Annotated in this window: 9 protein-coding genes and 1 pseudogene; 3 read left to right on the forward strand and 7 right to left on the reverse strand. The window is 68.3% G+C overall.

Translation table 11 applies throughout. The features are described from left to right. Positions 1 to 16: 16 nt before the first annotated feature. Positions 17 to 2,455, forward strand: a complete 2,439-nt coding sequence (locus KRH_RS11365; RefSeq protein WP_012399370.1) for a DUF262 domain-containing protein — start codon at positions 17 to 19, stop codon at positions 2,453 to 2,455. Positions 2,456 to 2,521: 66 nt separating this feature from the next. Then, on the forward strand, positions 2,522 to 5,782 hold the full coding sequence (locus KRH_RS11370) for a DEAD/DEAH box helicase (protein WP_012399371.1): 3,261 nt from the start codon (positions 2,522 to 2,524) through the stop codon (positions 5,780 to 5,782). A gap of 182 nt (positions 5,783 to 5,964) precedes the next feature. On the opposite strand, the gene KRH_RS11375 is transcribed toward KRH_RS11370, so the two are convergent. From KRH_RS11375 to KRH_RS11385, 3 genes are read right to left on the reverse strand one after another with little or no spacing between them, the layout of a single operon-like run. Beyond that, positions 5,965 to 6,528, reverse strand: coding sequence for a DUF3349 domain-containing protein (locus KRH_RS11375; protein ID WP_012399372.1), 564 nt, complete (start codon positions 6,526 to 6,528; stop codon positions 5,965 to 5,967). Then, on the reverse strand, positions 6,525 to 6,785 hold the full coding sequence (locus KRH_RS11380) for a hypothetical protein (protein WP_226905803.1): 261 nt from the start codon (positions 6,783 to 6,785) through the stop codon (positions 6,525 to 6,527). Before KRH_RS11380 ends, KRH_RS11375 begins: the two co-directional genes overlap by 4 nt. Before the next feature lie 8 nt (positions 6,786 to 6,793). Continuing rightward, a complete protein-coding gene (locus KRH_RS11385) occupies positions 6,794 to 8,020 on the reverse strand; it encodes an inorganic phosphate transporter (protein WP_012399374.1) in 1,227 nt (408 codons plus the stop codon). A gap of 138 nt (positions 8,021 to 8,158) precedes the next feature. Between KRH_RS11385 and KRH_RS11390 the strand changes: the two genes are divergently transcribed. Beyond that, positions 8,159 to 9,724, forward strand: coding sequence for an MFS transporter (locus KRH_RS11390; protein ID WP_012399375.1), 1,566 nt, complete (start codon positions 8,159 to 8,161; stop codon positions 9,722 to 9,724). A 178-nt stretch (positions 9,725 to 9,902) separates the two neighbouring features. Here the strand turns inward: KRH_RS11390 and KRH_RS12730 are convergent, their stop codons facing one another. From KRH_RS12730 to KRH_RS11405, 4 genes and pseudogenes are all read right to left on the reverse strand, one after another. Further along, on the reverse strand, positions 9,903 to 10,136 hold the full coding sequence (locus KRH_RS12730) for a sulfurtransferase TusA family protein (protein WP_226905974.1): 234 nt from the start codon (positions 10,134 to 10,136) through the stop codon (positions 9,903 to 9,905). Between the two features lie 312 nt (positions 10,137 to 10,448). After that, positions 10,449 to 11,357, reverse strand: a pseudogene (locus KRH_RS12735) (YeeE/YedE family protein); the annotation flags it as partial. Positions 11,358 to 11,704: 347 nt separating this feature from the next. Continuing rightward, positions 11,705 to 12,187 carry a hypothetical protein gene (locus tag KRH_RS11400; RefSeq protein WP_012399377.1) on the reverse strand — a complete coding sequence of 161 codons (483 nt, stop codon included), beginning with the start codon at positions 12,185 to 12,187 and terminating at the stop codon, positions 11,705 to 11,707. Beyond that, positions 12,184 to 13,173, reverse strand: coding sequence for an NAD-dependent epimerase (locus KRH_RS11405; RefSeq protein WP_012399378.1), 990 nt, complete (start codon positions 13,171 to 13,173; stop codon positions 12,184 to 12,186). Before KRH_RS11405 ends, KRH_RS11400 begins: the two co-directional genes overlap by 4 nt. Positions 13,174 to 13,320 lie beyond the last annotated feature (147 nt).

Genomic DNA, 13,320 nt, shown 5'->3' on the forward strand with positions numbered 1-13,320 from the left:
CTCGTAAACTTGCCCCATGCGCGGACAGGTGACTGAAGTTCTCAAGGTGTACGGGATGCAGGAGCGGCAGCTGGTGATCCCCGTGTACCAGCGCAACTACGACTGGGGGCTGAAACAGTGCCAGCAGCTGCTGGAAGACCTCGTCAACGTCATCCAGCAAGGCCGGCCCAAGCATTTCTTCGGGGCCGTGGTGGGCCAGCCGGAGGGTTCATGGCGGTGGGTGGTGATCGACGGTCAGCAACGACTCACCACGGTCAGTCTGCTCATGCTGGCCCTTGCGGACCTCCTGGACGAGGGCACCCTCGAGTCGCGCGATCCAGGACTCGCCCACAGGATTCGCACCAGCTTCCTGCTGCTCAACGAGCAGCAGGACACACCCCGGTTCAAGCTCAAGCCCGTCAAGCATGATGCGGACGCCTACGCCTTGCTGTTCAGGTCTGACTCGGATCACATCGACACGTCCTCGGTGACCGCCAACTACCGTTTCTTCAAGGATCAGATCCCCCGACTGCCCATCGATGGGGACGACCTGTGGGCCGCGGTAGAGCGCCTCGAGGTCATGCATCTGGACCTGGAGCAGCACGACGATGCACAGCGCATCTTCGAATCGCTCAACTCCACGGGGCTGGCTCTGAGCGAAGCGGACAAGGTGCGGAACCTGGTTCTGATGGGCCTGGACGTCCACGAGCAGGAACGCGTCTACACCGACTACTGGAACCGTATTGAGGTCAACGTCGGCTATGACACCGGGGCATTCCTGCGCTGGTACCTGGTGACTCGCACCTCGCGCATCCCCCGCCAGGACCAGGTTTACGAGTCCTTCAAGAAGTACATCACCGAGACGGGGCTTCGAGGCGCTGAGCTGCTGGACGGGGTCCGGAAGTACTCCACCTACTACCGCCAGATCCGCACCGCCACCACCGGAAGCTCAAAGATCGACCTGCGTCTTCGCCGGCTCAACCTCTTGAAGACCGATGTCGTGCTCCCCCTGCTCATGCCCCTCTTCGAGTCGCGGGAGACCGGCGAGATCACGGACCTCGATCTTGCCGAGTGCATCCGCACCGTGGAGTCGTATATTTTCCGTCGCTACATTGCAGAAGTTCCGACGAATGCGCTGAACAAGGTGTTTGCCACGGTCTACAGGGACGTGAAGCGCATCCGCCCCGAAAACCGTTCCTTCGCCGAAGTCCTGGGGTACTCGCTGCGGAAGCGCTCCGGCTCCGGAGCCTTCCCCGATGACGCTGAGTTCATCAGCAGTCTTGAGGTGAAGAACCTGTACAACTTCAAGGGCGAGCGTCGGAAGTACCTGTTCGAGTGCTTGGAGAACCTGGATTCCAACGACACCAGAGACATCGCCAACGGCATTGAGGACGGGTCTCTCACCATTGAGCACGTCATGCCGCAGACGCTCACGCAGGCATGGCACGACGAACTGGGTGATGAGGCCCAGCGCATCCACGAGCAGTGGTTGAACCGGCTCGGCAACCTGACCGTGACCGGGTACAACTCCTCCTACTCGAACTCTTCGTACTCCACGAAACGCACCATGAAGCACGGATTCATGGAGTCCCCGTTCCGGTTGAACCTGGAGATGCGCAGCGCCGAACACTGGGGCGAGGACCAGCTGGCGGCACGGACCCGCCGTCTCTGCGCAGATGCGCTCACCTACTGGATCTATCCCGAGAGCGACTTCGAACCGGCCCGACCGCAGCTGCCCACGGAAGCACTGGGAACGGACACCAACTTCACGGGCAGGGCTGCTGTGTCCTTCACGTGGAACGAGCACCACGCCACGGTGGCCAACTGGCGGGACCTGACGACCCGGGTATTCACGATCCTTCTGGTTGAGCACCGGGACGAGTTCCTCCAGTGGGCCCGGACCTCCGACTGGTTCCGCGTAGGCGCGGCCTACGACCCGGACGAGAACGGCGTGTACCGCCTGGACGACAGCATCGGCTGGAACGCATCGTCGAGCACCTGGACAAAGGTCTCCCTGATGCGCAGGGTTTTTTCCCACCTGGAGCTGGACCCCGAAGAGCTGATCATCACCCTGCGTTCGGACGAGACCGCGGAGCGGGGACAGGAAACCGCAGAAACTGCCGAGGGCGAGAACTTCCCCTACCTGGAAATCGTGAAGTTCCTGCCCCGCCTCGTTGAGCTCGAGGGCATGGCCACGGACGACCCCCTGGTGCAGGAAACGGTGGAGGAGTTCATGCAGTCCTTCCACCCGTTTCGGGACGAGCAGCCACTCAAGACCCTGGGGACCAGCGTGCGGAAGTTCTGCGCCGATCCGGAACGACGCGCCGCCGCGACTGCGGAGGAAACCATTGCCCTCATCTCCTCCAAGGTGGACGAGACGGAGCACGTGGATCCGGATGCCCTGGCCGAGGCAGCCGTGGGGGGCACCCTGTCCCTGTGGGTGGGGCGCCTGCGGGAAACGAGTCCCAGCACCTGAGATCTCGGACCGTCTCCTTCCGAGGCGCGCCCCAGAAGTGGCCACCGGCTGAGGCAGGATGGGGAAATGGCGATGTCTCAGATGAGTCCCGCGCAGCAGCGCATTCTGGACTACTGGTGGATGCTGGAGCTGTTCAGTCCGCAGCCGCTCCCCAAACTGACGCCCCGGTCAACACGGCCCGAGGACCGGCAGGTCGTGGCCTGGACATCCGATGCGCCCCTCCCGTGGGATTCACTGCCCGAGCCTCGACCTATGGGAAATACCCCGCGGGAGTGGCGGCATACGGTCTATCTCGGTGTTTACAAGGTGGAGGACACCTACGAGGTCATGCACTGGGTGTTCGCGGACGATCCGGACGCCTACGACGAGCGCCCCGGCGGTCGGAGCGCCTGCGCGGGGGTTCTGGTGGGCCACGACGGAAAGCTGATCGGGGACACCGCCACGCTCTCGTCCTGTCTCTGGGCGGTGGGCCGCCTCCTCCACCCGGGCCCGCGGGATCCGTCGTGGATGTCCGGTTTTGAGGCGGCGCAGGAATCCTTCGTGGAAGCCCTCGACGAGCTGGGGGGCCGTCGTCTGGAGCAGGAGAACTCGCACGAGGTTCCCCGGCTGGGCGAGGCGTATCTGAACGACATTCTGCGGGCCGCACACGCCGGCGCCGGCGTCCAGGGCCGCGAGGATCTCGCCACCCACCAGATCGTCATCGAAAGTCGAGTGGTCGCCGTACGCCCGCACGACAGCGTCAGCGTCAGCGACATGGACTTCCTCAACAGCTTCTACCTGCAGGATCTGGGCACCGTACGGCAGGCAGCGGCAGCGGGACGCAGCGGAACCGCCCTACTTGAGTACCTGACCGAGGACGGGAAGGAGACGTCCGCTGGACGAGTGGACGTCATCCAGCACCCCGAGGCAGTCGATGCCCGGACCCGTGTGGACCAGCTGCCCTTGGGCCGCTGGCCTTCGAACCCCGAGCACCCGCTTGCCCTGAGCCAGCAGTTCGCGGTGAACCGCGCCCTCAACGACCTGCGCCAGAACCTCGGCGTCATGGGCGTCAACGGCCCGCCGGGCACCGGCAAGACCACGATGCTACGGGATGTGCTGGCGGGCAACGTGGTGGAACGAGCCCGCCGACTCGCAGCTCTCAACGATCCGTCCCGTGCCTTCACCGGATCAATGCACCGCTGGACGTCGGCGTCCGGGTACAGCAGATCGGTGCCGCAGCTCATTCCCGAGCTCACGGGGTTCGAGATGGTCGTGGCATCGGCGAACAACGCCGCTGTGGAGAACGTGGCGGTCGAAATCCCTTCTGCGGATGCGATTTCTTCGCCGTGGGAGAAGTCTGCCGACTACTTCAAGGACATTGCGACGGCGACTCTGCGGGCGGCCGCCGGAAAATCAGCAGCCGACGAGGCGGACACTCCAGGCTGGGGACTGGTGGCAGCCAGACTGGGCAAGAAGTCCAACCGCATGGCTTTCCAGAGCGCTCTCTGGTTCGACGAAAAAGCGTCGCGGGACCGATCCACCGGGTCCGACGGCGCTCCGTCCCACAGCGGCGGGAGGACCTCGCCCCGGGTGGAGAGGGAGGGTCTCGACACCATTCTCAAGCACTGGGCCGAGGGCACCCGGCCGAAGCGCACCTGGGGAGAAGCCCAAGCAGTGTTCCAGCGTGCGCTGGAGCGCGTGGAGAACCTGATGGGGCAGCGCCAGGCCGCTGAAGGACGACGGGAAGAAGTCCAGTTACTGGTGCGTAAGATCGCCCGCCGGGAAGAACACCTGCGCACTCTCCGGGCGGAAGAAGGCCGGGCGCGCGAGATCCATCGCGCGCAGGTCCTGAGAGCCGGTGACCTGCAGAACGAGCTGGACACCGCGGCCGCCGCCTACCAGCAGCACATGGGCGAGAAGCCAGGCATCCTGGAAACCATCTTCACCCTGGGCGCCGCGCCACGTGAGTGGCGAACGCACCTGAGCCCGCTGAGCACGGCACTGGAGACCGCCCGGCAACGGTCCGCGTCCCACGTGGCCGAAATCGACCGCGTCCAGCGCCATCTGGCCAGTGTCCGGCAGGAGGCGGAGACAGCTGAACGGGATCTGGCAATGAAGACGTCGCGCAGGCGTTCCCTCGAGGCCCAGTGCGCCCAGGACCGCACGAGATACGGCAAGCACCACCCGGATGCCCACGCGTCCGTCGAGGACCGGGAGTTGCACGCCCCGTGGCTCGACCACGATCTCAGCAAGGCGCATTCCGATCTCTTCCTCGCTGCCCTGCAGCTGCACCAGGACTTCATGGCCGCCACTGCCACCACCATGAGACAGGGACTGAGAGCAGCTTGCGAAGTGGTGGCGGGAGACCACCCGCGGAAACTGGAGCGGGAGAAACTGCGCACCGCATGGCAGCTGTTCTTCCTGGTGGTGCCGCTGGTGTCATCAACCTTTGCGTCGCTGGGGCGAATGTTCGGTGACGTAGGCCCCGAAGCATTCGGGTGGCTCCTCATCGACGAGGCAGGACAGGCATGTCCCCAGTTCGCGGTGGGAGCCATCTGGCGCGCACAGCGCGTTCTCGCGGTCGGCGATCCCCTGCAGCTGCAGCCGGTGGTCACGATTCCCCCGAAATCGCGGCGAGACATCGCTGCGGCGTACGGCGTCTCTGCGACGTGGATACCGCCCCGCGCCTCCGTTCAGACCCTTGCCGACCGAATCTCTCCCTACGGCACCGTTCTTCCGCAGGGCGAGCAGGACGTGTGGGTCAGCGCCCCGCTCAAGGTGCACCGGCGCTGCGACGACCCCATGTTCTCCCTGTGCAACCGCATTGCCTACAACGGGATCATGGTGAACGGGGTTCCAAAGCCCCGCGCCAAGGACGCAGCCGTCGACCCCTTCGAGGACACGGGGACGGGGCCGGCAGTCGCGTGGAGCTACTGGGCGGATGAGCCCGCGACCACCCCCGGAACACACCTGCAGATGGGGCAGGTCAAGCGGCTGGAGAAGGCGCTTGAGTATCTGGACGAGAAGGGCGTGGACCCGTCACGAGTGATTGCCATATCCCCGTTCCGTGATGTGTCGAACCATCTGCGGCAGCTCGTGGACCGCAAGAAGTATCCCGGTCTGCAGGCGGGCACGATCCACACGGCTCAGGGCCGAGAGGCGGATGTCGTCATCCTGGTTCTGGGAGGAGATCCCGCAAGCCCGGGGGCCAAGGCCTGGGCGGCGTCAACCGTGAATCTGGTGAACGTCGCGGCCAGCCGCGCCAGGCGCCGGCTGTACGTCATTGGTGACCGTTCGGAGTGGTCCGGTCACCGATACTTCTCGGACCTGTCCGATGCCCTGAAGTGAGCATCTGAACGGTCCCGGAGGAGGGCCAAGGCCACCGCGTCCGAGGAGAGCTTCTGCCACCGAAAGGCGCGCTGTCGGTGGCAGAACTTCCCCTGACGCGTCAGGCGCCTGTTGCGGGGCACCGCCGCAGGGTAGAACCCGCCCTCCGCAGTTCGGCTCGGTCCCCACCCGCGGAGCCGCCCCTACTCCCCCTCGAACGGCCAGCCGTGGGCCTCGAGCATCGCGCGGATGCGTGCGAGCTCCTCGGGCTTGGGCTCGTCCTCCGTGGCGCGCTGGATGGCGGCGCGGGCGTCCGCCTCGGAGGGCGCCACCCCCTGCTCGCGGGCGTCGTGGGCGAGCTGGTCTGCGATCGCGGCCATGTCCTCGTCGTTGAGCTGCGGGCGCAGCACCGCGAGCACGGGCAGGTAGTCCTGGGCGGGCACCCCGTTGGGGTAGTCGGCGCGCAACCAGTTCATCACCCGGGCCACGTAGCCCGGCTGCCGGGGTGGTTCGTCCTGGCTCGCACCCGCGAGAGGCCACCCGGCGCGCGCGAGCTCCGCGGCGACGTCGCCCAGCTGTTCCGCGGAGGCCGCGGCGGGCCCCAGGAGGTCTCCCGCCGGGATGTCCAGGGTCTCGAGCAGCCGCTCGGTGCGGTGAGGGCCCACCGTGCGGGCCAGCAGCTCCGCGAGCGCCACGTGCTGCTCCGGGGGAACACCGTGGGGGTAGGCGGCGCGAATGTGGTCGAGTGCCGCATCGAAGGTCATCATCCGAACACCGAGATCCCTAGGTAGTGGTCCAAGCTCTTGCGGGTGATCCACAGGACCCCGATCACCACGGCAGCGAGCACGATCGCAAAGCAGAGTACCGCCCCGGCGAGCGCCAAGGGTTTGCGGCGGGCAACGCCGTCCGGGCCGGGCTCGGGGGTGGCCCGGCTCCACAGGGTGATGCCCACCGTGAACAGCGCGGGCAGTCCCGCCCCGAAGCACAGCCCGGCGAGCAGCACGGCGAGGACAGATCGGGCCATCTCGACAATCATGAGCGGGCCACCTCCGGGGCGTCGGCGCGGTCGGAGTCGGCGGGGACCACGGAGTGCGTGTCCTCGTCCCAGTCAGCGTTCACGTTGTGGCGGTCCACCTTCTGGTGCCGGGACCGCGCGAAGATCACGGCGGAGGCCACCACCAGCAGCAGGAAGATCACCACGGCGCCGGACAGCCCGCCCACGGCCCGAGCGATGATGAAGCACACCGCGCCCACCACGGCCGCGGCGGGCAGGGTGAGCAGCCACCCCACGACCATGCGCCCGGCCACACCCCACCGCACGCGCGCGCCGGGCTTGCCCACGCCCGAACCCAGGATGGAACCGGTGGCCACGTGCGTGGTGGACAGCGCCATGCCGAAGTGGCTGGAGGTCAGGATGATGGCCGCCGAGGACGCCTCGGCCGCCATGCCCTGCGGCGGTTCGATCTCCACAAGGCCCTTGCCGAGCGTGCGGATCACGCGCCAGCCGCCCAGGTACGTGCCCAGGGCGATGGCCACCGCGCAGCTCACGATGATCCACACCGGCAGCCCGCTGCTCTCGATTCCCTGGACGCTGAGGCTGCCGTGGGCGATCAGCGCCAGGGCAATCACGCCCATGGTCTTCTGCGCGTCACCGGTGCCGTGGGCCAGGGACACCAGCGACGCCGTTCCCACCTGTCCCCAGCGGAACCCCCGGTCCCGGTGCGCCTGGGACGCCGCGCGGCCGATGAGGTAGACCAGGGCGGTGCCCACGGCGGCCACGCACCCGGCGATGAACGGCGCCAGCGCGGCCGGGACGAGGATCTTCTGGACCACACCGGCCCAGTTCACGCCGGCCACGCCCAGGGAGGCGAGCCCGGCCCCAATCAGCCCGCCGAACAGCGCGTGGGAGGAGCTGGAGGGCAACCCGAACAGCCACGTGGCAAGGTTCCAGAGGATGCCCCCGATCAGCCCGGAGAAGATGAGGGTCAGGGCAATGGTGGGGTCCAGCCCGGAGACGAGTCCGCCGTCCTTGGTCTGGATGAGCAGCACGTCCTTGGTGACCGTGGTGGCCACTTCCACCGACAGGAACGCGCCCACCAGGTTCAGCACCGCGGACAGGGCCACCGCGGTGCGGGGCGTGAGCGCCCCGGTGGCGATGGAGGTGGCCATCGCGTTGCCGGTGTCGTGGAATCCGTTGGTGAAGTCGAAGGCCAGAGCGGTCACGACCACCAGGCCCAGGATCACCAGTTCAGCTGTCATGGTCCCAGGATGACGGCCCCGGGCGCCGCACACCAAACTCGCCCCCAGGACGGCCCCGAGGAGCATGCGACGGGCAACCAGTTCATGCACACGAACAGGAGCGTTGGGCGCGTCTGAACCCGAGAGCATACTCTCCCCATGACCTCTGACTCCCACCACGGACCGGGCTCCGGCGAGACCTGGCACGAGCGCTCCCCGGCCACGGGAACCGGCGAGCTGCCCATCCTCAGCCCGCGTCCGGATCCCCAGACCCACCGGGGCTACGCCCACGGCACGGATCCGCGGCGGTGGCGGATCCTGGCGGTGCTGCTCGTGGCCATCTTCATGTCCCTGGTGGCTGTGAGCATCATCAACGTGGGGCTGCCCTCCATCCAGGAGGGGCTGGGCGCCTCCGAGTCCCAGCTGCAGTGGATCCTCTCCGGCTACGCGCTGACCTTCGGGGTGGTGCTGGTGGCGGGTGGCCGCGCCGGGGACGTGTTCGGGCGCGGGTTCCTGTGGATGCTCGGGGTGGCCATCTTCACGCTGTCCTCGATCGCCGCGGGCCTGGCCCCGGATCCCACCATGCTGATCGTGGCGCGCTTCGTGCAGGGGGTGGGCTCCGGGCTGCTCAACCCTCAGGGCGTGGCCATGATCCAGCAGTACTTCAAGGGAGCGGAGCGCGGGAAGGCGTTCGGCATGCTGGGCAGCGCCGTGGGTGTCTCCGTGGCCATCGGCCCGGTCCTGGGAGGTCTGCTGATCCAGACGGGCGGCGCGTCCGAGGGGTGGCGGTGGCTGTTCGTGGTGAACGTCCCCGTGGGCGTCGTCGCGCTTGTGCTCGCGTTCCTGTGGTTCCCCCGCCCGCTGCTGCGCGGGCCCGAGGGCACCACCATCCGCCACGCCCTGCGGGAGATGGACCCCACGGGTGCGGTGCTCCTGGGCATCGCGCTGCTCGCCACCCTGCTTCCGTTCATCGAGGCCGGCTCCCCCGGCACGAGCCCGTGGGTGTGGGCCCTGCTCGCGGTCGCCGCCATGTTCCTGGCCCTGTGGATCGCGTGGGAGAAGCACTTCAAGGCCTCTGGGCACCAGCCCATGGTGGACCTGAACATCTTCAGGGTCAGCAGTTTCCTCAACGGCACCCTGCTGATCTCGCTGTACTTCCTGGGCATCACGAGCGTGTGGGTGCTTGTCACCCTCTACATGCAGAAGGGGCTCGGCCACACCGCGCTGGCCGCCGGTTGCGTGGGCCTGCTCAACGCCCTCGCGAGCGCGGTGGCCTCCAACCTTGCCGGCAGCCGCGTGAACCGGATGGGCCGCAAGATCGTGGTGCTCGGCATGCTCAGCGTGGTCGTGGGCCTGCTGCTGAGCATGGCGGTGATCCTGCTGCACGACTCATGGCACATCAGCGAGTGGTGGCTCGTGCTCACCCTGGGCTTCGTGGGTTTCGGCCAGGGCGCCGTGGTGAGCCCCAACCAGACACTCACGCTCGCGGAGGTGCCGCTCGAGTACGCGGGCAGCGCCGGTGGTGTGATGCAGACCGGCCAGCGCGTGGGCACCGCCGTGGGCATCGCCATGATCACCGCGGTGGCGTACGGAGTGATCGCCGACCAGGGCTGGTCCGTGGGCATCGCGGCGGGACTGGGCGTTGTGGTGCTCGTGGTGCTCGTCGCCCTGGCCGTGGCCCTGCGGGACATGCGCCACCGCGCCCGGCAGGACTCCCGCGCCTGAGTCACGGCGCGCACACCACGACGACGCCGGAGCGCTCACCCCCCCCGGGGGGCCGCGCTCCGCACTCTCCCGGTGGTACGACGACGCCGCCGCGCCCTCCCAGCCCCGGCCCCCGGCAGGCGGGAGCGTGGGGCGCAGAGGTGGCGCGGCGGCGTCGTGAACCGGGATGCCTGCCGGGTCAGCCCTTCTTCAGGGTGATCTGCCAGCTGGCGTCGCCCTTCTCCACGAAGTCGGTGACCTCGTGGCCGTCCGTGGCTGCCCACTGCGGGATGGCCTCGGTGGCCTGGGTGCAGTCGAAGTCGATCACCAGGTGGTCGCCGGTCTGCAGGGTCTGCATGACGTCCTTGGCCTCGATCAGCGGGAACGGGCACACGGCACCGAGCGAGTCCAGAGCGTAGTAGCCGTCGCCCAGGCCCGTGAGCTTCTTCGACGGTGCACCTGCCGGGTCCTTGACCATGAGCGCGGTGGGTGCCGCGGCGAAGCCCGAGAACACGTTCGCACCCGCGGTGCGGGGAGCGCCCGCGGTGGGGGCGGCGTCGATCGAGTTGTCGTCCGGTGCGGTGGCGTCCACCGTGTGGTCCAGGCTCTGGGCGGTGGAGTAGGTGCCGTCTTCGCCGGTGGCGGGCTGCGTGACGGTGGGCTTGAGCCAGATCTTCGTGGCCACGGCCACGCCCAGGGCGATGAACAGCAGCGCGATCCAGCCCTGGAACGTGAACAGGCTGGTCTGGACCATGCCGTTGCCCACGGTGCAGCCACCGGCCAGGGCCGCGCCCACACCCATGAGCAGGCCGCCCGCGATGGAGCGCACCGTGGTGGTGGCGTCCGGGACGCGCACGCGGAACTCACCCGTGGACTTGGCGGCGATGAACGAGCCCACCAGGATGCCGAGCACGAGCATCACGCCCCAGTCCAGCTTCCCGTCCGCTCCGGTGACCAGGAAGTTCAGCAGGTTGGCGGTGGGAGTGGTGATGCCCAACCCGTCATTGCGGCCGGTTGCGGCGGACAGCGGCCACGCGATGACGCCGATCAGACCCACGAGCGCGCCGGCGGTGTAGACGTGCAGGGGCTTCTTCCATGCGGGACGGCCGTTCAGCCGTGCGGGATTCACGGTGTTCTTCTCGCGGTTGAGGAAGTGGCGCACCATCACACCGGTGACCGCGGCCAGGACGATCACGAACAGCCACGGGGAGACGCCCAGGGCACTGGGGATGGTGGTGAGCCCGGTGTCCCACTGCTTCATGCCGGAGTTGAAGTCCTTGAGCACGCCGGTCTTCATGGCGGACGCGGACAGCGCGTACATGGCCAGCGCGATCCACGAGCCCACGAGGCCCTCGCCGGAGCGGTACCACGTGCCGGAGGCGCACCCGCCGGCCAGGATGATGCCCACCCCGAACATGAACCCGCCCACGACCACGGCCAACGGCATGAACGAGGGGTAGTCGGGGGAGATCACCCCGAGGGTGGTGAGCGCAGCGAGCCCCACGGCGTGCACCGTGATCACCACGAGCAGAGCCGTGAACGTGCGCCACGAGCGCTGCAGGAAGATATCCCGCAGCATGCCCGTCACGCAGAAGCGCCCGCGCTGCATCACGATGCCGAGCACGGCACCGAGGACGAGTCCGGAAAGGATCATGAGTGTGTACCTGGTTCCTGTGCGCCCGGGAGAGCGCACGTGTCAGAAATGGTTGACGGGGGAAGGACCACTACTGAACTACGCTCGGGCGCCGAGGTCCAGGGAGGTGTCACACGGCGCAACAGTGGGCCCAAGTTTGCTGCCCGAGTCAATGTTCCAGACTGAGGTATGCAGTCCACCCCCGCACCACCCCCGAGCAGGCTCCCGGCGACCACAACGGCGTCGTGATCCCCGCGGACACGCATTTTGGGATCAGATGCACCGGCGGGCCCACCGCGCCCGCGTGGTCCGGGGCGTGTGCCAACAACTGTGCCACCCAGCTGATCGGGGGAGATGACTCAAGCCGATCACCCGGAGCAAAACTGAGGTTTTGTCGGCCATGATGAGAGGCCCCTGCTCAACACCGCCTTGAGCGCCTCCCCCACCCGCCCCACCGACATCGGCACCTGCCCGAACACCGCTCTGGGGATCGGGCAGCGGCACAACTCCGCCGTGCGAGACTCGTCCCAGTCCACGTAGACGTACCAGCCGCCCTCGTTGTCGCCTCGGACCTCCGCGGGGTCGACCTCCACACCGTCCACCTCGAACGCCGTCCGCCGCACCCTCCCCACCGCGCACAGCTCCTGCCGTTTGGACAGGTATGCCCAGATCACGTCTCCCGCCTTCATGGTGCGGAAGCCCGTGCGCAGGCACCAGCGGTCGATGGGCTGCGAACGCCCGATGGCCTGCCACACCTCGGTGGCGTCCTCCCGGGTGCGCCAGTCCGCGGGCATGTGCTCCGCGTGGGCGGCGGGGTTGATCGGCAGGAACCAGTGGACGTCCTCGCTCATCCTCGCCCCACCCACGAGTCCGCGGGCCCGTCCGCCAGCAGCGCGTCGTACCCCTCCCGGAACGTGGGGTACCGCCACTCCTCGCGGGGCACCAGGGCGTGCACCAGCTCCCCGTCCACGACCTTCCCGAGCGGCCCCTCCCCCGGCCCGGAGTCGTCCGGGGGCACGGGCACACCCAGCCGGTGCGCGAGGTGCGCGGCCACGTCACCCAGCAGAGCGGCGTCGTGGTCCACGGCGTGCAGCAGCCGCGGGAGCCGGGAAGCAGCCGACGACGCCGCCGGGCCGCCTCCCCCCGCGACCGTCCCGTTCTGCGGGACGTCCGTTCGCTCACTCTCTGCAGCACCGCCCCCACCGGTGGTCAACGCCCGCTCGCCCGCCACGGTGCCGCGCTCCAGCAGCGTGGCCAGGACCGTCACGAGGTCGTCCCGGTGGATGCGGTTGGTCACCCGCCGGTGGGCCAGGGGCGCCCCGCGGCGCACGCGCTCGACCATGGACGTGCGCCCCGGACCGTAGATGCCCGCGGGCCGCACGATCACGCGGTCCGGGAACAGCTCCGCCGCCAGCTCCTCCGCCGCGAGCAGCACGTGGGCGGTGGGCCGCTGCGGATCGGGCGGGGTGTCCTCGGTGACGCGTTCGCCGTCGCCACCGCCCAGCACGCCCGTGGAGGACACCAGGACCACGAGCGGCTCCTGCTCCCCGAGCGCGCGCCGCAGCCCACGCAGGCCGCCCAGGTAGGTGTGCTCGTAGCCGGCGACGTCGTGGCCGTCCGACGTGAGGGTCACCACCACCGCGTCGACCGCAGGAAGCAGCGTGTCCCCGGGCTCGGTGAGGTCCAGCGAGAGGCCGGTGAGCGGCGCGGGCAGCCGGTCCGAGTGGCGGCGCACGCCCGTGGCCGCCCACCCCCGCTCCACCAGTCGCAGGCCCAGCGCGGTTCCCACGTCCCCGCAACCGGCCAGCAGAACGCGTCGTGATTTCGTCCCAGTCATGCCCCCACCCTGCCACGCGGCTCCGCGCGGACCACACCGCAGGGTGTCGAACAAAATGTCGTCACCCCACTTATCACCGCTCCGGGAACGGGCTACGCTGAGAAATCCCAAGCCTCGCATCACCTCGTCGGCCCTCCGGGCCTGAAT

Origin of the sequence: Kocuria rhizophila DC2201 (genome assembly GCF_000010285.1) — a bacterium.
Classification (GTDB): Bacteria; Actinomycetota; Actinomycetes; order Actinomycetales; family Micrococcaceae; genus Kocuria; species Kocuria rhizophila_A.

Coding starts and splice junctions, on each gene's coding strand:
- KRH_RS11390 (WP_012399375.1), top strand. CDS start 8,159: ATGACCTCTGACTCCCACCACGGACCGGGCTCCGGCGAGACCTGGCAC.
- KRH_RS11405 (WP_012399378.1), bottom strand. CDS start 13,173: ATGACTGGGACGAAATCACGACGCGTTCTGCTGGCCGGTTGCGGGGAC.
- KRH_RS11375 (WP_012399372.1), bottom strand. CDS start 6,528: ATGATGACCTTCGATGCGGCACTCGACCACATTCGCGCCGCCTACCCC.
- KRH_RS11365 (WP_012399370.1), top strand. CDS start 17: ATGCGCGGACAGGTGACTGAAGTTCTCAAGGTGTACGGGATGCAGGAG.
- KRH_RS11380 (WP_226905803.1), bottom strand. CDS start 6,785: ATGGCCCGATCTGTCCTCGCCGTGCTGCTCGCCGGGCTGTGCTTCGGG.
- KRH_RS11400 (WP_012399377.1), bottom strand. CDS start 12,187: ATGAGCGAGGACGTCCACTGGTTCCTGCCGATCAACCCCGCCGCCCAC.
- KRH_RS11385 (WP_012399374.1), bottom strand. CDS start 8,020: ATGACAGCTGAACTGGTGATCCTGGGCCTGGTGGTCGTGACCGCTCTG.
- KRH_RS11370 (WP_012399371.1), top strand. CDS start 2,522: ATGGCGATGTCTCAGATGAGTCCCGCGCAGCAGCGCATTCTGGACTAC.